The sequence below is a fragment of the Streptomyces sodiiphilus genome, from assembly GCF_039529215.1.
Classification (GTDB): domain Bacteria; phylum Actinomycetota; class Actinomycetes; order Streptomycetales; family Streptomycetaceae; genus Streptomyces; species Streptomyces sodiiphilus.
The window spans coordinates 22,830-41,638 of sequence record NZ_BAAAMJ010000003.1 but is presented as its reverse complement, the minus strand read 5'-3'; the positions used below and the strand labels follow the sequence as shown (position 1 = coordinate 41,638).

Annotated in this window: 15 protein-coding genes; 4 read left to right on the top strand and 11 right to left on the bottom strand. The window is 72.6% G+C overall.

Annotated features, from left to right (window positions below):
• Positions 1–315 precede the first annotated feature (315 nt).
• The gene (locus tag ABD299_RS01520) at positions 316–1,992 is read left to right on the top strand and encodes an Eco57I restriction-modification methylase domain-containing protein (protein WP_344258154.1); all 1,677 of its coding nucleotides are present in this window, start codon (positions 316–318) and stop codon (positions 1,990–1,992) included.
• A 12-nt stretch (positions 1,993–2,004) separates the two neighbouring features.
• Positions 2,005–2,733, top strand: coding sequence for a PaeR7I family type II restriction endonuclease (locus ABD299_RS01515; protein WP_344258152.1), 729 nt, complete (start codon positions 2,005–2,007; stop codon positions 2,731–2,733).
• A gap of 381 nt (positions 2,734–3,114) precedes the next feature.
• Here the strand turns inward: ABD299_RS01515 and ABD299_RS01510 are convergent, their stop codons facing one another.
• Together ABD299_RS01510 and ABD299_RS01505 are read right to left on the bottom strand one after the other, a co-directional pair.
• Positions 3,115–3,873 (bottom strand): phosphoglyceromutase, encoded by a 759-nt coding sequence (locus tag ABD299_RS01510; protein WP_344258150.1) that lies wholly within the window; start codon positions 3,871–3,873, stop codon positions 3,115–3,117.
• Between the two features lie 171 nt (positions 3,874–4,044).
• Positions 4,045–6,264: an NADP-dependent isocitrate dehydrogenase gene (locus tag ABD299_RS01505; RefSeq protein WP_344258148.1), complete on the bottom strand. Its 2,220-nt coding sequence runs from the start codon at positions 6,262–6,264 to the stop codon at positions 4,045–4,047.
• A 289-nt stretch (positions 6,265–6,553) separates the two neighbouring features.
• Here ABD299_RS01505 and ABD299_RS01500 point away from each other — a divergent pair, with 289 nt between their 5' ends.
• Positions 6,554–7,978 (top strand): MFS transporter, encoded by a 1,425-nt coding sequence (locus tag ABD299_RS01500; RefSeq protein ID WP_344258146.1) that lies wholly within the window; start codon positions 6,554–6,556, stop codon positions 7,976–7,978.
• On the opposite strand, the gene ABD299_RS01495 is transcribed toward ABD299_RS01500, so the two are convergent.
• From ABD299_RS01495 to ABD299_RS01460, 8 genes are all read right to left on the bottom strand, one after another.
• Positions 7,907–9,808: a helix-turn-helix domain-containing protein gene (locus ABD299_RS01495; protein WP_344258144.1), complete on the bottom strand. Its 1,902-nt coding sequence runs from the start codon at positions 9,806–9,808 to the stop codon at positions 7,907–7,909. The two genes, ABD299_RS01500 and ABD299_RS01495, sit on opposite strands and share 72 nt — an antisense overlap.
• Positions 9,809–9,918: 110 nt before the next feature.
• Positions 9,919–10,761 carry a 3-hydroxybutyrate dehydrogenase gene (locus ABD299_RS01490; protein ID WP_344258142.1) on the bottom strand — a complete coding sequence of 281 codons (843 nt, stop codon included), beginning with the start codon at positions 10,759–10,761 and terminating at the stop codon, positions 9,919–9,921.
• The gene (locus ABD299_RS01485; RefSeq protein WP_344258140.1) at positions 10,758–11,636 is read right to left on the bottom strand and encodes an alpha/beta fold hydrolase; all 879 of its coding nucleotides are present in this window, start codon (positions 11,634–11,636) and stop codon (positions 10,758–10,760) included. Before ABD299_RS01485 ends, ABD299_RS01490 begins: the two co-directional genes overlap by 4 nt.
• A complete protein-coding gene (locus ABD299_RS01480) occupies positions 11,633–12,769 on the bottom strand; it encodes a branched-chain amino acid ABC transporter permease (protein ID WP_344258137.1) in 1,137 nt (378 codons plus the stop codon). Before ABD299_RS01480 ends, ABD299_RS01485 begins: the two co-directional genes overlap by 4 nt.
• The gene (locus ABD299_RS01475; protein ID WP_344258135.1) at positions 12,766–13,713 is read right to left on the bottom strand and encodes a branched-chain amino acid ABC transporter permease; all 948 of its coding nucleotides are present in this window, start codon (positions 13,711–13,713) and stop codon (positions 12,766–12,768) included. Before ABD299_RS01475 ends, ABD299_RS01480 begins: the two co-directional genes overlap by 4 nt.
• Complete coding sequence (locus ABD299_RS01470) at positions 13,710–14,510, bottom strand: ABC transporter ATP-binding protein (protein WP_344258133.1); 801 nt, start codon at positions 14,508–14,510, stop codon at positions 13,710–13,712. Before ABD299_RS01470 ends, ABD299_RS01475 begins: the two co-directional genes overlap by 4 nt.
• On the bottom strand, positions 14,507–15,265 hold the full coding sequence (locus ABD299_RS01465) for an ABC transporter ATP-binding protein (protein WP_344258131.1): 759 nt from the start codon (positions 15,263–15,265) through the stop codon (positions 14,507–14,509). Before ABD299_RS01465 ends, ABD299_RS01470 begins: the two co-directional genes overlap by 4 nt.
• A gap of 2 nt (positions 15,266–15,267) precedes the next feature.
• Positions 15,268–16,467, bottom strand: a complete 1,200-nt coding sequence (locus ABD299_RS01460; RefSeq protein WP_344258129.1) for a substrate-binding domain-containing protein — start codon at positions 16,465–16,467, stop codon at positions 15,268–15,270.
• 186 nt (positions 16,468–16,653) lie between these two features.
• On the opposite strand from ABD299_RS01460, the gene ABD299_RS01455 reads away from it, so the two are divergent.
• Positions 16,654–17,910 carry an extracellular catalytic domain type 1 short-chain-length polyhydroxyalkanoate depolymerase gene (locus ABD299_RS01455; RefSeq protein ID WP_344258127.1) on the top strand — a complete coding sequence of 419 codons (1,257 nt, stop codon included), beginning with the start codon at positions 16,654–16,656 and terminating at the stop codon, positions 17,908–17,910.
• 72 nt (positions 17,911–17,982) lie between these two features.
• Here ABD299_RS01455 and ABD299_RS01450 read toward each other — a convergent pair whose 3' ends face one another.
• A complete protein-coding gene (locus tag ABD299_RS01450) occupies positions 17,983–18,606 on the bottom strand; it encodes a NucA/NucB deoxyribonuclease domain-containing protein (RefSeq protein WP_344258125.1) in 624 nt (207 codons plus the stop codon).
• Between the last annotated feature and the right edge of the window lie 203 nt (positions 18,607–18,809).

The following is an 18,809-nucleotide window of genomic DNA, read 5'->3' as shown; positions in this document are numbered from 1 at the left end:
CCACTATCCACCAGCAGCGACAGGTGCCTGCCCGCGGGGCGTCTGCTACTTCTTGCCCTGCTTCTTCACGACCGGTTCCGCAGCCTGGCGGCTACTCAAACAACCACGTTCTGACCTGCGGCTGAGCCGTCACCGGTTGTTCTCGTTTCTCGTCGTTGGCCACCCCTCCCACGGACCAGCGACGGCCCAGCACGTTGCGCAGGTGGCTACCTGACTCGACCGGCCTGCGCCCGGAGCACTGCCCCCGCTGTCAGCAGGTGAGTACATTCTGTGGACGAATCCGGCTCGTTGTGTCTGAGGCGATAGTGTCCAAGGGTGGCAACTCTCGCGCTCTTCGGCACCGACAGCCTCGCCCTTCCCAAGTCTCTACAGGAGGCCGTGGAACATGGCGAGGTGTTCACCCGTAGCTGGGTGGTCGAGCTGATCTTGGACCTGATCGGCTACACGCCTGACAAGGACCTGTGCGATACCAAGCTGATCGAGCCGGCCTGTGGCGCCGGCGCGTTCCTGGGAGCCATCGCCTCCCGCGTAAGCGCCTCCTGCCACACCCACGGCCGCCCCCTCACCGACGCGATTGAGGCGGTTCGGGCATTCGATCTGCTGGACCACAACGTGGAGCAGAGCCAGACTCTGATCACACGCGCACTACAGGATGAGGGCTGGGGCTCAGCCGACTCCGAGCAGGCTGCCGCGGCGTGGGTGCGCCAGGGCGACTACCTGCTCCAGGCCGACTCCGGCCACCGCGCCGATTTCGTCGTGGGCAACCCTCCCTACATCCGGCTGGAAGACGTCCCCGACGACCGCATGGCCGCCTACCGGGATGCCTGCCCCACCATGAGCGGCCGGGCCGACATCTACATCGGCTTCTACGAGACCGCCCTGCGCAGCCTCATCCCGGGTGGCCGCCTCGGCTTCATCTGCGCCGACCGCTGGATGCGCAACCAGTACGGCCGCGCCCTGCGCCGCCTTGTGACCCGCGGTTTCAGCATGGACCTGGTGTTGACCATGCACGACGTGGACGCCTTCGACGAGCAGGTCTCGGCGTATCCGGCGATCACGGTCATCTCCAACCGTCGCCAGGGGCAGGCCGTCGTCGCCGACACCACACGGGCCTTCGACGCCTCGCAGTCCCGCGACTTCGCCGTCTGGTGCCGGTCCGAAGCCCGCGAGCAGATCGACTCGGAAGCCTTCCAGGCCGTCCGCCTGCCGTACTGGTTCCCCGGGGAAGAGTCCTGGCCGGCGGCTCCCCCGGCCCGGCTGGCGATGCTGGAAGACCTCACCAAGCGGTTCGGTCTACTGGAGGATCCCCGCACCGGGACACGTGTCGGCATCGGAGTCGCCACCGGCGCGGACAAGGTGTTCCTCACCCAGGACGCCGACGCGGTCGAACCCGATCGGCTGCTGCCGATGGCGATGGTCCGCGACACCACTAACGGCACCCTCGACTGGGGCGGCACCTACCTGGTCAATCCGTGGAGCACAGACGGCGACCTGGTCGACCTCGGCGCCTACCCTCGGCTCGCCTCCTACCTCGACAGGCACGGGGACGCTCTGCGTAAGCGGTACGTGGCGGTCAAGCAGCCCCACCGCTGGTACAAGACGATCGACAAGGTCGACGCTCGCCTCACCCGCCGACCCAAACTGCTGTTCCCGGACATGAAGTTGACGATCCATCCAGTCCTTGACGAAGGTGGCCTGTACCCTCACCACAACCTTTACTACATCGTCTCGGACACCTGGGACCTGCGTGTTCTCGGCGGCCTGCTGCTGTCGAGGATCGCCCAGGCATTCGTGGAGGCCTACGCGGTCCGGATGCGCGGGGGAACCCTTCGCTTCCAGGCCCAGTACCTCCGTAAGATCCGTGTTCCCGAACCAGACGCGATCGACGAGCGGGACAGGGCCGCGCTCGCGGACGCCTTCGATCGTCGGGACGTGGAGGCTGCCACCGAGGCCGCGCTGCGCGTGTACGAACTTGCCGAACTACCCGAGTAGGAGAAGCCGACGGTGACCGTCACACGCCAGGACTTCGAGGACGCCATAGCCGCCTACTGGGGTGCCAAGCAGATGCAGGGCGAGCAGTCCATGATCCGGGACGCGGTGGGCGCCGGCACCGCGGGCACCGTGCGGGGCGGCAAGCACTTCGACGCGATCGCCACCCTCCTGGCCAAGTTCTTCCTCGACGCCGGCTACCCGCCCGAGAGTATCCGCGTCGCCAAGTCCCAGGGGCTCGCCCTGCCCGGCTATTACCGGCCTCAGAAGCAATGGGACGTCGTGGTCGTCCACGAGGGCGTCCTCATCGCGGCCTTCGAGCTCAAAGGGCTGGGCGGGCCGTCGTACGGCAACAATTACAACAACCGAGTCGAAGAAGCCCTCGGCAGCGCCGTCGACCTGCGCCGCGCGGCCCTGGCAGAGCTGTTCCCGAAGGAGAAGCCCTGGCTCGGCTACTTCTTCATCATGCAGGACGGCGAGGGGTCACGGTCTCCGGTCAAGATCGCAAAAAGCGGGCTGCCGGTTGACGGCATGTGGCACGGCACCTCGTACCAGGACCGCTTCGGTATCTTCTGCCAACGACTCGTCGACGAGCAGCTCTACGACGCCGTCTGCTACGTGACCTCTTCGCTGGAGAACCCGAGCCCGATCGAGCCGGTCGACAGCCTCGACTGGCGCCACTTCGCCGCAGCCATAAACGCCCGCCTCACCTACCTGAAGAGCCTCGGTCTCCCAGGAAACTGACCAGCCGTTGCTCTGTAAGCCCAGCGCTCCTCGTATGCGGATCTTCGCTGGCCACCACGCTTACGGCGGCGCCAAGCCTGCCACCAGCCTCTGCACAGCTATGACCTCCGAGTAGCCGTGACTGACTGCTCGATCTGACGCAGACCTGGCCAATCGCCACCGGCGCTGACCACGTCCACGCCTCCGTTGACAGCGGCGGGTGATCATCGACGGGCACGGCACTCCGCTCGCCGGGACCCTCGCCAGTCCGTACTCAGCGGGCCCACGGGCAGCCGGGGGCCGTTGCTTCTGGCTCAGAGGGCCCCGGACGGTCCAGAGGTAGCACCGAGCCCTCTGCCTGCGGAGAACCCGCAGGCAGAGGGCTTGGTCGCGTCTGGGCTGCTACTTCTTGCCCTGGTTCTTGACGGCCTCGATGGCGGACTTGGCGGCCTCCGGGTCGAGGTAGGTGCCGCCGGGGTTGACGGGCTGGAAGTCGGTGTCCAGCTCGTAGAGCAGGGGGATGCCGGTGGGGATGTTGAGGCCCACGATGTCGGCGTCGGAGACGCCGTCCAGGTGCTTGACCAGGGCGCGCAGGCTGTTGCCGTGGGCGGCGACCAGGACGACGCGGCCGGCCAGCAGGTCCGGCACGATGTTGTCGTACCAGTAGGGCAGCATGCGGATGACGACGTCCTTGAGGCACTCGGTGCGCGGCCGGACCTCGCTGGGCAGGTGCGCGTAGCGCGGGTCGTCGCTCTGGGACCACTCGGCGCCGTCCTCCAGGACGGGCGGCGGGGTGTCGTAGGAGCGGCGCCAGGTCATGAACTGCTCCTCGCCGAACTCCGCGAGGGTGGCGGCCTTGTCCTTGCCCTGGAGCGCGCCGTAGTGGCGCTCGTTCAGGCGCCAGGCGCGGTGCACGGGGATCCAGGCCCGGTCGGCGGCGTCCAGCGCGAGGTTGGCGCTGCGGATGGCGCGCTTGAGCAGGGAGGTGTGCACGACGTTGGGCAGCAGGCCGGCCTCACGCAGCAGCTCGCCGCCGCGGATCGCCTCCTCCTCGCCCTTGCCGGTGAGGTTGACGTCCACCCAGCCGGTGAACAGGTTCTTGGCGTTCCATTCGCTCTCGCCGTGGCGGAGCAGGATCAGCTTGTACGGTGCGTCGGCCATGTTCCGAGACTAAACGAACTGCCCGTGCCACCCCCGGCAGGGTCTCGCCCAGTGGGCAGGTCAGGTGCGGCGGCCTGCGCGAACGCCCCCGCCCCGGTGGACCGGGTCCCGGTCCGCCGGGGCGGGGAGGGAAGGGTGGTGGCTCAGGGGCGCGCGGCCCCCGCCCGGCTGTCAGCCGAGGATGGTGAGGGCCTGGTTGAAGGTCTTCGACGGGCGCATCACGGTGGTGGCCCTGGCGTCGTCGGGCGCGTAGTAGCCGCCGATGTCGGCCGGGGAGCCCTGCACGGCGATGAGTTCCTCGACGATGGTCTGCTCCTGGCCGGCCAGGGTCTCGGCGAGGGCGGAGAACGCCTCGGCGAGCTTGCCGTCCTCGGTCTGCTTCGCCAGCTCCTGGGCCCAGTAGAGCGCCAGGTAGAAGTGGCTGCCGCGGTTGTCGATGCCGCCCAGGCGACGGGTCGGCGACTTGTCCTCGTTGAGGAAGGTGGCCGTGGCGCGGTCCAGGGTGTCGGCGAGGATCTGCGCACGGGCGTTGCCGGTGCTCTGGGCGAGGTGCTCGAAGCTGACGGCGAGGGCCAGGAACTCGCCCAGGCTGTCCCAGCGCAGGTAGTTCTGCTTCACCAGCTGCTGGACGTGCTTGGGCGCGGAGCCGCCGGCGCCGGTCTCGAACAGCCCGCCGCCGTTCATGAGCGGGACGACCGAGAGCATCTTGGCGCTGGTGCCCAGCTCCAGGATCGGGAACAGGTCGGTCAGGTAGTCGCGCAGCACGTTGCCGGTGACGGAGATGGTGTTCTCGCCGCGGCGGATGCGCTCCAGGGAGAAGGCGGTCGCGTCGACCGGTGCCATGATCTCGATCCGCAGGCCCTCGGTGTCGTGCTCGGGCAGGTACGCCTTGACCTTCTCGATGAGGTTGCGGTCGTGGGCGCGGGTCTCGTCGAGCCAGAACACCGCCGGGTCGCCGGTGGCGCGGGCGCGGGTGACGGCGAGCTTGACCCAGTCCTTGATCGGCAGGTCCTTGGTCTGGCACATGCGCCAGATGTCGCCGGCGCCGACGGCGTGCTCCATGACGGTGTTGCCGGCGTTGTCGGTCACCCGGACGGTGCCGGTGACGGGGATCTCGAAGGTCTTGTCGTGGCTGCCGTACTCCTCGGCCTTCTGCGCCATCAGGCCGACGTTGGGCACCGAGCCCATGGTGGCCGGGTCGTAGGCGCCGTGGGCGCGGCAGTCGTCGATGACGGCCTGGTAGACGCCGGCGTAGCTGCTGTCGGGGATGACGGCGAGGGTGTCGGCCTCCTGGCCGTCCGGGCCCCACATGTGGCCGGAGGTGCGGATCATGGCGGGCATCGAGGCGTCGACGATGACGTCGCTCGGTACGTGCAGGTTGGTGATGCCGCGGTCGGAGTCGACCATCGCGAGCTCGGGGCCCTCGGCCATCTCGGCCTCGAAGGACTCCTTGATCTTCGCGCCGTCGGGCAGCGACTCCAGGCCCTTGAGGATGCCGCCGAGGCCGTCGTTGGGGGTGAGCCCGGCGGCGGCGAGCGTCTCGCCGTACTCGGCGAAGGTCTTCGGGAAGAAGGCGCGCACCACGTGACCGAAGATGATCGGGTCGGAGACCTTCATCATGGTGGCCTTCAGGTGCACCGAGAACAGCACGCCCTCGGCCTTGGCGCGGGCGACCTGGGCGGCGAGGAACTCGCGCAGGGCCGCGACCCGCATCACGGCGGCGTCGACGACCTCGCCGGCCAGCACGGGCACCGACTCGCGCAGCACGGTGGTGCTGCCGTCGTCGCCGGCCAGCTCGATGCGCAGCGAGCCGTCCTCGGGGATCACGACGGACTTCTCGGTGGAGCGGAAGTCGTCGCCGTCCATGTGGGCGACGTTGGTACGGGAGTCGGCGGTCCAGGCGCCCATGCGGTGCGGGTGGGCCTTGGCGTAGTTCTTCACCGAGGCGGGGGCGCGGCGGTCGGAGTTGCCCTCGCGCAGGACCGGGTTGACGGCGCTGCCCTTGACCTTGTCGTAGCGGGCGCGGATGTCGCGCTCCTCGTCGGTCTTCGGGTCGTCCGGGTAGTCGGGGAGGGCGTAGCCCTGCTCCTGCAGCTCGGCGACGGCGGCCTTGAGCTGCGGGAGGGATGCCGAGATGTTCGGCAGCTTGATGATGTTGGCCCCGGGGGTCTTGGCCAGTTCTCCGAGCTCGGCGAGGGCGTCGTCGATGCGCTGACCCTCCTGGAGGTACTCGGGGAACTGGGAGATGATCCGGCCCGCCAGCGAGATGTCACGGCGCTCGACACCCACCCCGGCCGTCGAGGCGTACGCCTGGACCACCGGCAGGAACGAATACGTCGCCAGGGCCGGGGCTTCGTCGGTGTGCGTGTAGATGATGGTCGAGTCAGTCACCGGGTGCTCCGCTCCACGTCTGCAACATTGCTCGACATCAAGATATCCCCTCGGCCCCGTGACGGCGCGACCCTGCCCCCGCGAGGGCCGGAAACGGCGCCGTCCGCCGCCGGCGGCGGGTGCGGGAACCGGCCGGTCCGCCATGGCCTCGCGACGGACAGCCGACGGCCGAAGTGTGGGTTCCGGCCACATGGGCCGCGGCGGGCGGCGGGCCTACGGTGTGGCGCGCGAGTCACGTCCCCGTCCCCCACGCGGGAGCCCGCTCCCGCGCCTGCCGGAAGGACCCCGCATGGCATCTTCCGCCCCCGCACCGACCACACCACGGACGCTCCGGCGCGTCGTCGTCGCCAGCCTCATCGGCACCACCATCGAGTGGTACGACTTCTTCCTGTACGGCGCGGCCGCCGCGCTGGTGTTCAACAAGCTCTTCTTCCCCGACTCCGACCCGCTGGTCGGCACCCTGCTCGCCTTCGCCACCTACGCCGTGGGCTTCGCCGCCCGGCCGCTGGGCGCCCTGGTCTTCGGTCACTACGGGGACCGCCTCGGGCGGAAGAAACTCCTGGTAATCAGCCTGCTGCTGATGGGCGGGGCGACGTTCACGATCGGTCTGCTGCCGACCCACGCCACCCTCGGGGCCACCGCGGCGGTCCTGCTGACGGCGCTGCGGCTGGTGCAGGGCTTCGCGCTGGGCGGCGAGTGGGGCGGGGCGGTGCTGCTGGTGTCCGAGCACGGCGACGCCCGGCGGCGCGGCTTCTGGGCGTCGTGGCCGCAGACCGGGGCGCCGGCCGGCCAGCTGCTGGCGACCGGCGTGCTGGCACTGCTCACCTGGCTGCTCAGCGCCGAGGCGTTCTTGAGCTGGGGCTGGCGGATCCCCTTCCTGCTGTCCGGCGTGCTGGTGATCGTCGGGCTGTGGATCAGGCTGTCGGTGGACGAGTCCCCCGTCTTCCGGCAGGCCAGGGAGCAGGCCGAGCGCCGCTCGTCCGACGGCGCCGTGGAGCGGATGCCGCTGCTGGCCGTCGTGCGGCACCACTGGCGGGACGTGCTGATCGCCATGGGCTGCCGGATGGCGGAGAACATCAGCTACTACGTGATCACCGCGTTCATCCTGGTCTACATCACGAACCATCTCGAGATGCCGCAGCAGACCGGGCTGAACGCCGTGCTCATCGCCTCCGCCGTGCACTTCGCGGTGATCCCGGTGTGGGGGGCGCTGTCCGACCGGCGGGGCCGGCGGCCGGTGTACTTCCTGGGCGCGGCCGGGGTCGGGCTGTGGGTCTTCCCGTTCTTCGCCCTGCTCGACACCCGCTCGTTCCCCGCGATGCTGCTGGCGGTGACGGTCGGACTGGTGCTGCACGGGGCGATGTACGCGCCGCAGGCCGCGTTCTTCTCCGAGATGTTCGCCACCCGGATGCGTTACTCCGGCGCCTCGATCGGGGCGCAGTTCTCCTCGGTGGCAGCCGGTGCCCCGGCCCCGATGATCGCGACCGCGCTGCTGGCCGCGCACGGCAGTTCCACTCCGATCGCGCTGTATCTGATCGCCGCGGCACTGCTCACCGTCATCGCCCTCGCGTTCGCCCAGGAGACCCGCAACCGCGACCTGACGGCCGTCGGCGAGGACGGCCGTTCAGCGCAGGACAGCCGGTCAGCGCAGGACAGCGCCGGAGAGGCGGTGGAGGCGGAGGGCGAGCTGGATCTCCAGGGTCCTGGCCGGTGACTGCCAGTCGTCGCCCAGCAGCCGGGCCACCCGGTCCAGCCGCTGGGCGACGGTGTTGACGTGGATGTGCAGCGTCTCGCGGGCCCGGGCCGGGCTCATCCCGGAGTCGAAGTAGGCGGCGAGCGTGGCGACCAGTTCGGTGCCCCGGCGCGCGTCGTACTCCAGCAGCGGGCCCAGGGTGCGCCGCACGAAGCCGCCGACGTCCTGGCTGTCGGCCAGCAGCAGGCCCAGGAAGCCGAAGTCGGCCGCCGCCGCCCCCTGGCCGCCGCGGCCCAGCAGCCGCAGGGCCTGCACGCAGCGGCGGGCCTCGGCGTAGGCCTCGGCGACCGCGGCGGGCTCACCGGCCGGTGCCCGGACCGCGGCGGAGGCGCCGACGGTGACCGGCGCCCCGAGGGAGGCACCGAGCGAGGCGGCGGCGGCGCGGGCCAGCCGGCCGGGGTCCTCGTCCCCGTCCGGGGGCAGCAGCAGGACGACGCCGCCGTCGCGGGCCGCGGCCAGGCCGTGCCGGGTGGCGGCCAGGTGGGAGGCGGCCGACCACAGCAGCTGTCTGCCCACCGCGTGGTCACCGGCGCCGTCCTGGTGCGCGGCGAGTACCACGTGCGGCTCGTCCAGGTCGGCGCGGAGCCGGGCGGCGCGCTCGCGCAGCAGCCGGGGGTCACGGTCCGGGGCGTCCAGCAGGTCGTCGAGGAGTTCGCCGCGGACCCGCTGCTCGGCCTCGTCGGCGGACCGGCGGGCCAGCAGCAGCAGCGAGGTGACCATGGCTGCTCGCTCCAGGGTGCGCTGGTCGACCGGGTCGAGGTCCGGGTGGCCGTGCAGCAGCAGGGCGCCCATCAGCTCGCCGCCGGCCGCGACGGCGGCGACAGTGGTGGCGCCGTGCCGCACGGCGTGGCCGTCGGCCGCCGAGCGCCGCACGGCGTCCGCGGGGGCGCTGCCTGGCTCGGCGAACTCCACCCGGCCGCCGAGCGCCTCGGCGACCGCGGCGACGACGTCGGGCACCCCGCCGCCCTTGAGGACGAGGGCCACCAGCCGGTCGTGGACCTCCCCGGCCCGCTCGATGGCCCGGCTGCGGTCCCGGATGATCTGCCCGGCGGCCTCCAGGTCGGCGAGCGCGCTGCGGGTCTCGGCCAGCAGCCGGGCGGTGTCCAGGGCGACGGCGGCGTGCGCGGCGAAGGAGCCCAGCAGGGCGACCTGTTCGCGCTCGAAGACCCGGGCGCGCCGGTCGGCGGCGTAGAGCACCCCGATGACCTCGCGGCCCAGCAGCAGCGGAACGCCGAGGATGGCGACCAGCCCTTCCTCGCCGACTCCGACGTCGATGGCGGAGGTGTGCCGGAAGCGGGCGTCGTGCATGTAGTCGTCGGTGACGTAGGGGCGGGCGGTCTGCGCGACGAGTCCGCCGAGCCCTTCGCCCATGCCCAGTCTGAGCTGCTGGAAGCGGGCCGAGACCGACCCCTCGGTGACCCGCATGTAGGTGTCGCCGCGGTCGGGGTCGTTGAGCGTGAGGTAGGCGACCTCGGTGCCCAGCAGGGAGCGGGCGCGCTGGACGATGGCCCGCAGCACGGCGTCCAGGTCGCGCAGCCCGGCCAGGTCGTGGGCGGTCTCGAAGAGCGCGGTGAGTTCGGCCTCGCGGCGCCGGCGGCCGTCCAGTTCGGCGCGCACCCGAAGCGCGAGCTCCCGCGCGCGCTCCAGTGCGGCCAGGCGCGCGGGCGGCGCGCCGTCCTCCCGGGCGCGCCGCACCGGCTCCTCGTACGCACCGGCGGGGGCGCCCTGCGCGAGGAGTTCCAGGTAGGGGTGCTCGGGAAGGGAAGCCCCGGGCGGCCCGGCGTGCGGCATGGGCCCAGCATCGCCCACGGCGGCGCGTGCGCGCCAGGCCGGGCGCTCGGAGGCCGCGGGGCGCGGCGGCCGGTGGCGGCCGGGCCCCGCGGTGTCGCGAGCGGGCGGTGTCAGTGGGCGGTCCATCCGCCGTCCATCAGCAGCGAGGTGCCGGTGATCATGGAAGAGTGGGGTGAGCACAGGTAGCCCACCGCCTCGGCGACCTCGGCGGGCTCGATGAGCCGCTTGACGGCGGAGTCGGCCAGCATGATGTCGGTGACGACCCGCTCCGGGGAGATGCCGTGCACCCGCGACTGGTCGGCTATCTGCTTCTCCACCAGGGGCGTGCGCACGTAGGCCGGGCACACGCAGTTGGAGGTGACGCCGCGCGAGGCGCCCTCCAGGGCGGTCACCTTCGACAGCCCCTCCAGCCCGTGCTTGGCGGAGACATAGGCCGACTTGAAGGCGGAGGCCCGCAGCCCGTGCACCGAGGAGATGTTGACGATGCGCCCCCAGCCCTGGGCGTACATGTGCGGCAGCGCCCCGCGGATCAGCCGGAACGGCGCGTGCAACATCAGGGTGAGGATGGTGCCGAAGGCGTCCGGGGGGAACTCCTCGATGGGCCGCACCAGCTGGATCCCGGCGTTGTTGACGAGGATGTCCGCGCCGGCGGCAGCCTGTTCGGCGGCCTCCAGGTCGGTGAGGTCGAGCACCTGCGGTTCCACCGCCCCGGCCCGTGAGCCGCGCCCGGGTGCCGCTCCGGCGTCCCCGGCCGCCTCGGCGGTGAGGGCGGCCAGCCCGGCCGCGTCGCGGTCCACCGCCCTGACGGTGGCCCCGGCGGCGGCCAGCCGCAGCGCGCAGGCCCGGCCGATGCCGCCGGCCGCGCCGGTGACCACGGCGGTGCGGCCCCGCAGGTCGAGGGCGGGGGCCGGGGCCGCCGCCCCCAGGACGTCCGCTGCCGGATGTCCGGTCATGCGCGCGCCACCTCCTCGGCGACGGCCCGCACCGCGTGGCGGGCCAGCAGGATCGTGTAGTGGTTGGTGTCCGGCACGCACCGCACCGCGATGCGGTCCGGGTCGAGCCCGGCGGCGTCCAGCCGCCCGGTGTCGTACAGGCCCTGCGGCTCGTCCATCAGGCCCCGCTCGGCCCACAGCAGCGTGGCGGGCACGGTGAGGCGGTGCACGGCGGACAGCGTCTCGGGGTCGGCCAGCACGTCGGCGCCGTCGGCCAGCACCGCCTCCCGCACGCAGCTGCTGCGCAGCTCGGGCGGGATGCCGGTCAGGTCGTGGTCGATGTAGGCGGCGGCGTCCGGGCCCCAGTGCCCGGCCAGCGCGGGGTGGGCCCGGAAGAACTCCCGGTAGGACGCGGAGTCCGGGAAGGTCATCGACAGCCGGCGCATGGCCGGGCCGATGACGGCCTCCAGGCGGGCGTCGGTGTCGGTGCCGGCCGGGGCGGGGAACCCCACCCCGCCGTCCACCAGCACCACCCGGGCGAAGCGCTCGGGGTGCCGGGACGCGGCCAGGGCGGCGATGAAGGCGCCCATCGAATGGCCGAGAAGCACCGGACGCTCCAGGCCCAGGTGGTCCAGCACCGCCAGCACGTCTGTGACGTGCGCGGCCAGCCCCCACGGCCCGGGCAGCGCCCGGCTGCCCGCCCGGCCGCGCAGGTCCGGCGCGTACAGCGGCCGGTCGCCCAGTTCGCGGGCCGACGCGGTGAAGGCGCGGCTGTTGGCGGTGATGCCGTGCAGCGCGAGAACGGGCACGGCGGCCGGGTCCCCGGGCCAGTGGGCCACGGCGAGCTCGCCGCCGGGCACCGGCACGGACAGCTCTCTCACATCTGCCGAGCTCATGCGTTCCTCCCACGCCTGGTCCGGAGTGCGGCGCCGATCCTGGTCAGCCCGCCGGGTGCCGCGTAGACCGCCACCACGAAGAGGATGCCGAGGACGACCAGCGGTTCGGACAGCGGCGCGCTGATCACCGTGGGCAGGCCGTGGACGGCGTCGGAGACGCCGAGGGCGGTCAGCCGGTGGTCGAGGTAGATGAACAGCACGCCGCCGATGACCGGCCCCCAGCGGGTGCCGGCGCCGCCGAGCACCACCATCACCAGCAGGGTGAGGGTGAACTCGGGGGTGCTGGCGTGCGGCGTGACGCCGGCGGTGACGACGAGGTAGACGATGCCGCCGAGCAGGGCGAGCGCCGAGGCGAGCACGAACGCGCCGAGCTTGTAGCGGAACGGGTCGCGGCCCAGCACCGAGACACGCTGCTCGTTGTCGCGGATGCCCTGCCACACCTTCCCCGCCGGGGAGGCGGCCGCGATCCACACCACGGCGGCGGTGACCACCAGATAGCCCAGGGCCAGCCAGTACACGTTGACGGTGTTGCCCACGCCGATGAACGCGCCGGGCACGGTGTCGGCCCGCAGCGGCAGCCCTTCCTCCCCGCCGGTCAGGCCGCCGGGGTTGCGGGACACCCAGATCGAGCCGGCCTGCGCGAAGGCCAGGGTGACCATCGCGAAGCCGATGCCGCCCAGAGCCAGGGTGCGCAGCGAGATCGCGCCGAGCAGGCAGGCGGCGAGCGTGCCGGCCGCCAGGGTGAGCAGCCCGGCGGGCACCAGGCCCAGGCCGAGCTCGGACATGGCCAGCTGGGTGCCGTAGGCGCCGCCGGCGATGTAGAGGGCGTGGCCGAAGGAGAGCAGGCCGGTGCGGCCGAACAGCAGGTCGTAGCTGAGCGCGAACCCGGCGAACACCAGGCACAGCGCGAACAGCTGGAGCGACCCCGGGGAGTTGACCGGGCCGTCCAGCAGTCCGGGGATGTCCAGGGCGGAGAACGGCAGGGTCAGCAGGAGCAGCAGCACGGCGGCGGGCACGGCCCAGGCGGGCAGCGGCCGACGGCCGGAGGGGCGGTCCTGGGGCGCGGCGGCGGGCCCCTCGCCGGCGTCGGGTCCCGGCCCGGCGGGCGGGGTGCGGGTCACGGCGGTGGTCATGCGCTGCCTCCGGGGGACAGGGCGGCGGCCGGCGGGCCCGGCCGCCGGGCGTAGGTCAGCTCCCGCAGCCGGTGCAGCGGGCCGGGCCGGCCGGGCGCGGGCCGGGCGAGGATGACGAGGGCGAGCAGGACGATGACGGCGACGTCGCCGAAGCCGCCGGCGATGTAGTAGTTGGCGTACTGCTGGACCAGGCCGACCGCGAGGGCGGAGAGCGCCACCCCGGTGATGGAGTGCATCCCCCCGATGATCACGACGACGAAGGCGAAAATCAGCAGCGCGGTGCCCTGGTGCGGGGAGAGCGACCCGAAGTAGAGGCCGCCGAGCACGCCGGCCAGGCCGGCCAGCGCGCCGCCGAGGGCGAAGATGAGGGTGAAGGCGCGGGTGACGTCGATGCCGAGCGCGGTGACCATGGCCCGGTCCTCGACACCGGCCCGCACGATCAGCCCGTAGCGGGTGCGGCCGAGGAAGAGCCGTACGCCGATCAGCACGGCGACCGCCGCGGCGATGAGGACGAACCGGTTGACGGGCACGTTCGCGCCGAGCACCGGCACCGTGCCGGACAGCGCCTCGGGCACCGGGAAGGGCCGGGCGTCCGATCCCCACACGGCCTGGACGAGCGCCGGGATGGTCAGCGACAGGCCGACGGTGACCAGGATCTGTTCCTTGGGGCGGCCGTAGAGCCGCCGGATGAGGACGCGTTCGACGACGACGGCCAGGAGCAGGCCGGTGAGGGTGCCGGTGATGACGGCCAGCAGCAGTCCGCTCATGCCGCCGACGGCCTCCGCGGTGCGCCAGGCGGCGTAGGCGGAGACGGTCAGGAACGCGCCGTGGGCGAAGTTGAGGACGTCCATCAGGCCGAAGATGAGCGCCAGGCCGGAGGCGATGAGGAAGTAGAGGGCGGCCAGGCCCAGGCCGGTGAGGGTCAGCAGCAGGAAGGTGCTCATCGGCCGCTTCCTTCCGTGGTGGTGTTCTGCGGGATGTCCTGGCGGGCGCCCTGCTCGGTGCGCAGGTGGGCGGCCCGTCCGACGCCCAGCAGGGTGGTGGTCAGGTCGCGGTCGGCGAGCAGGTCCGCGGCCGGGCCGGTGTGGACGACCTTCCCCGCCTCCAGGACCACGGCGGTGTCGGCGAGTTCCCGGATGACGGCCAGGTTCTGTTCGACCAGCAGCATCGGGACGCGTCCGGCGGCCCGCCGCAGCACCTCGGTGACTTCCTGCACGACGCGGGGGGCCAGCCCCTTGGTGGGCTCGTCGACGATGATCAGGCGGTTGTCGTTGAGCAGCGTGCGGGCGATGGCGACCATCTGCTGCTGGCCGCCGGAGAGCGTCCCGGCCCGCTGGGCGCGCCGCTCGCGCAGTTCGGGGAAGAGCTCGTGGACCAGGCCGTAGTGGTGTGTGCCGCCCGCCCGCTCGGCGAGCGTGAGGTTCTCCGCGACGGTGAGCTGCCCGAAGATCCCGCGGTCCTCCGGGGCGTAGCCGATGCCGCGGCGGACGGTGAGGTGGGTGGGTTCCCGGGTGATGTCGTCGCCGTCGAAGGTGACGGTGCCGCCGGTGACGCGGCCCTCGTCGGGCAGCAGCCCGAGGACGGCCCGCACGGTGGTGGTCTTGCCGGCGCCGTTGCGGCCCATCAGGGCGGTGACGCCGGTGGCGGGGACGGTGAAGCCGACGCCCTGGAGGATGCGGGAGCCGGCGATGTCCACCCGCAGCCCGTCGACGGACAGGATGCCGCCGGTGTGCTCGCTCATATCTCCTCCCCCAGGTAGGCCCGCTGGACCTCCGGGTCGGCCATGACGGCCTCCGGTGTTCCGTCGGCGAGCAGGGTGCCGTGGTTCAGGACGACGATGCGCTCGGCCAGGTCGAGCACGACGTCCATGTGGTGTTCGACCATGAGCAGGGTGCGGCCCTCGTCGCGGTGGAGGGAGCGGATGACCTCGCCGAGTTCGCCGACCTCCTCGGCGGCGACGCCGGCCATCGGCTCGTCCAGGAGCATCAGCCGCGGGCCCCGGCCGGCGACGGTGGGGGCCAGCAGCATGGCCAGTTCGAGCTTGCGCTTGTCGCCGTGCGACAGGCCGCCGGACTCCTCGCCGGCGCGGTGGCCGAGCCGCACGCGTTCCAGCACGCCCCGCACGTCCGTGCCGGTGACGCGGCGGGCGCCGGCGGAGCGGGCGGCGAGTTCGACGTGCTCGGCGACGGTCATGGTGGGGAAGACGGAGGAGGACTGGAAGGTGCGGCCGATGCCCAGGCGTGCCCGGCGGTGCGGGGGCAGCCGGTCCACGGCGCGGCCGTCGAGCCGGATGCTCCCGCCGGTCGGCCGGGTGACGCCGGAGACCAGGTTGAACAGGGAGGTCTTGCCGGCGCCGTTGGGGCCGATGAGGGCCAGGAACTGGCCTTCGGTGACGGCCAGGTCGACGCCGTCCACGATGGTGACCGCGCCGACCGCCCAGCTGAGCGAGTCCAGGCGCAGGACCTCCGCGGGCGGGGCCAGGGTGGCACTCGCCATCGTCACCGGCCCCCGGCCTCGGCCGGCGCCACCACAGCGGCGTCCAGGGTGCGGATCACGGTCGGCGTGTCGCCGTCGAACTCGGCCTGGAACATGGGCTGGAGAAGGGCATGGTCCCCGGCGCGCACGGTGTTCTCGCCCTTCACCCCGGAGAAGGTGAAGCCGTCCAGGGCCTTGACCATGGCCGCGGTGTCGGCGTCCTCGCCGCCCGCCCGCACCGCTTCGACGACCATCTGGGCGGCGTTGAAGCCGTCCGGGGCGAACAGGTCGGTCTCCCAGCCCTTGTCCTCGAAGTAGGCCTCCATGGCCTGTTCCTCGGGGGTGCCGGCGCCGCCGGGCACGTAGTGCGCGATCAGCGTCACCTTGTCGCGGGCCTTGCCGAACACCGGGTAGCTGGCGCGCCCGTCCAGGCCGGTGACCACGGTTGCGGCGTCCAGGACGCCCTGCTGGTCGAGGGTGGTCCACATGGACTGGGCGGTGTCCCCGGCCCAGGCGACGAACACCAGGTCGGGCTCGTGGGAGAGGACCTGGGCGGCCGAGGGGGTCAGGTCGGTGGCGCTGGGCGGCGCGAGCACCGGCACCACCTCGGTGGTGCCGTCCGAGCCGATGACGGCCTCCACCGCGGCGACGTTGGCCTGCCCGAAGGCGCTGTCCTGGGCGAGGACGACGACCTTCCGGTCGCCGTCGGAGCCGTCGTCGAGGATCTCCCGGACGGTGACGACGTCCTGGTAGGTCTGTCGTCCCGAGCGGAAGGTGTAGTCGTTGACGCCGGTGAGGGCGTCGGTGGCGGCCGGCCCCGAGATGTACAGCACCTGGTTCTGCTCGGCGAGCGGCGCCATCTGGACGGCCACCCCGGAGGAGGCGGTGCCGACGATGATGGAGGCGCCCTCGCCGATCCGCTGGCGGGCCAGCGAGACGCCGTTGTCGGGCTCCCCGGCGTCGTCGGAGCGCACGACCTCCACGATGATCCCGTCCACCTCACCGGTGCCGTCCGTCGCGTGGTCCAGGCCGGCCTCGAAACCGCGCAGGTACTGCTCGCCGTAGGAGGCCAGCGGTCCCGAGGAGGAGGTGATGAGGGCGACCTTCACCGCGGCGCCGCCGTCCTCCCCTCCCCGGCCGGTGCTGCCGCCGGGGCTGGAACAGGCGGCGAGGAAGGCAGCCGCCACGGCGGTGGCGGCGATGGTTCTGCTGGCGGTTCTCATGGCGGGTCGGCTCCTCGTGTGCGTCGCGGTGATGCGGAGCAGCGTCCGCCCGCGGCCCGGCCCGCAGCAATGTGCGGGCCGCACATATTCGACGGCCCGCCGGTGGACTCCCGGGACATTCAGTCATGCCCCTGCCGGCCCTATGTTGCCCGGATCACACTCCACCCCCCTCATCTGGAGCCGAGCATGAGAGCCGCTTCACTGCGGCGGAGAGCAGCCGGACTGCTCACCGCCTTCTGTCTCGCCGCGGCGGGAGTCCTTCTCCCGGCCGCCGTGCCCGCCTCGGCGGCCGGCACACTCGACCCCGTCCCCTCCTTCGGCAGCAATCCCGGCAATCTCGGCATGTACCGCTACGTTCCCGCGGCGCTGCCGGCCGGCAGCCCGGTGGTGGTGCTGCTGCACGGCTGCGGGCAGAGCGCCCCGGAGTACGTGGAGTACTCCGGCTGGCAGAAGTTCGCGGACGCGCACGGCTTCTCGCTGGTCGCCGCCGAACAGCGCACCGCGAACAACTCCAGCCGCTGCTTCAACTGGTTCGAGACCGGCGACACCTCCCGCGGCCAGGGCGAGGCCCTGTCCATCCGGCAGATGGTGGACCGCACGGTGTCCGACCTGGGGGCCGACCCGGACCGGGTGTTCGTCACCGGCCTGTCGGCGGGCGGGGCGATGACCGCCTCCCTGCTGGCGGTGTATCCGGACGCGTTCGCCGGCGGCGCCGTGATCGCCGGGCTGCCGCACCGCTGCGCCACCTCCATGATCGACGCCTTCACCTGCATGAACCCCGGGCGCACCAGGACCGCTCAGGCGTGGGGCGACCTGGTGCGCGCCGGACACCCGGGCCATCAGGGCGCCCGCCCTCCGGTGTCGGTCTGGCACGGCGGGGCCGACTACGTGGTGGCCACCGCCAACATGACGGAGTCCGTCAAGCAGTGGACGAACGCGCACGGCACCGACCAGGCCGCGGACGCCACCGAACAGCTCCCGGCCAACACCACCCGTTCGGAGTATCACGACGCGGCCGGGCAGCCGGTGGTGATCAGCTATCTGCTCGCGGGTGCCGGCCACGGCACTCCGGTGGACCCGGGCACGGGCGCCACCCAGTGCGGCCGGACCGGCGGATACTTCCTGGCCGGCCTGTGCTCCAGCTACTGGATCGCCGCCGACTGGGGGCTGACCGGCGAGGGCCCCGGTCCTGACCCCGACCCGGAGCCGGACCCGGAGCCGGACCCCGACCCGGAGCCCGAGCCCGACCCGGACCCCGAGCCTCCGCTGTCCTGCCACACCGCGAGCAACTGGGCCCACACCCAGGCGGGCCGGGCCACCCACAGCGGCGGCCGGGCCTACGCCGTCGGCTCGGGCGACGACCTGGGGCTGTGGAACGTCTTCGTCACCACCAGCCTGACGGAGACCTCCCCGGGCCACTACAGCAGGACCGCGGGCTGCTGACCGCCCCCGCTCGCCCGTGACCCGCCGGCGCGATGTCCCGGCGGCCACGGGCGGGCATCTCCGGCCCGCTTCTCACACCCCGCAGTCCGTGTCCCGGGCGATGTCGGTACCGGTCCACGAACGCTCCGCGAGATCACCGGGGTTGCGGATCACCAGACGGAAGCGCTCCCCGTCCCCGATGCCCTGGAGCTGGAAACCGCCCGTCAGGGTGCCGTCCCGGCACAGCGCCTCCCGCTCCGGGACCGTCTCGGTGCGAGCCCGGGCCCCGCCCTCCCGGGTGCCGGGGAACGGGTACGCCTCGCAGCTCCCGCCCTCCTCGACGGCCCCGCCGGCCGGGCAGGCGGCCTCGCGGCGCTCCTCGGCCCGGGTGCGGTCGGCGTCCCGGGTGAGCACCGAGGGGTGCCCCTCCCGCCAGGCCAGCGCGATGTTGCGGGCCACGAACGGCATCCGGGCGGCGTCCACCACCACGATGTCCAGCCCGCCGCAGAGCCGGTCCTCCACGACTTGCTCGTCGGTGCACTCCGCCAGCCTCTCCCCCTCGCCGGCCGGCACCAGGAACGTCTCACCACCGATCTCGACGGTCTCGTTCGGCTGTCCGCCGCCGCCCCAGACCCAGCCGTAGCCGACCAGTCCGGCCACGACGAAGCCGGTGACCACGACCACGCCCTTCCCTCTGCCCCCACCGCTGCCCGCCACCGTCACGGCTCCTCACTCGCAGGCCCGTGCCACCTTCGGCACCGCTGTCGAGAACGCAGAGTAGCGGCTCGGGCGCCTTGGGCGACAGCGGCCCCGCCGGACACGGAAGACGTCCGGCGGGGCCGCTGGTACAGGGGGCTGTGCGGGTGGCGCGGTTTCTCACGGGCGGTTCACCGAGGGGAGTCCCGCGGAGAGCCCGGGAC

Excerpts from the sequence above, each read along its gene's own strand:
- ABD299_RS01510 (WP_344258150.1), bottom strand. The coding sequence starts at position 3,873 with ATGGCCGACGCACCGTACAAGCTGATCCTGCTCCGCCACGGCGAGAGC.
- ABD299_RS01500 (WP_344258146.1), top strand. The coding sequence starts at position 6,554 with ATGGCATCTTCCGCCCCCGCACCGACCACACCACGGACGCTCCGGCGC.
- ABD299_RS01495 (WP_344258144.1), bottom strand. The coding sequence starts at position 9,808 with ATGCCGCACGCCGGGCCGCCCGGGGCTTCCCTTCCCGAGCACCCCTAC.
- ABD299_RS01490 (WP_344258142.1), bottom strand. The coding sequence starts at position 10,761 with ATGACCGGACATCCGGCAGCGGACGTCCTGGGGGCGGCGGCCCCGGCC.
- ABD299_RS01485 (WP_344258140.1), bottom strand. The coding sequence starts at position 11,636 with ATGAGCTCGGCAGATGTGAGAGAGCTGTCCGTGCCGGTGCCCGGCGGC.
- ABD299_RS01480 (WP_344258137.1), bottom strand. The coding sequence starts at position 12,769 with ATGACCACCGCCGTGACCCGCACCCCGCCCGCCGGGCCGGGACCCGAC.
- ABD299_RS01475 (WP_344258135.1), bottom strand. The coding sequence starts at position 13,713 with ATGAGCACCTTCCTGCTGCTGACCCTCACCGGCCTGGGCCTGGCCGCC.
- ABD299_RS01470 (WP_344258133.1), bottom strand. The coding sequence starts at position 14,510 with ATGAGCGAGCACACCGGCGGCATCCTGTCCGTCGACGGGCTGCGGGTG.
- ABD299_RS01465 (WP_344258131.1), bottom strand. The coding sequence starts at position 15,265 with ATGGCGAGTGCCACCCTGGCCCCGCCCGCGGAGGTCCTGCGCCTGGAC.
- ABD299_RS01460 (WP_344258129.1), bottom strand. The coding sequence starts at position 16,467 with ATGAGAACCGCCAGCAGAACCATCGCCGCCACCGCCGTGGCGGCTGCC.
- ABD299_RS01455 (WP_344258127.1), top strand. The coding sequence starts at position 16,654 with ATGAGAGCCGCTTCACTGCGGCGGAGAGCAGCCGGACTGCTCACCGCC.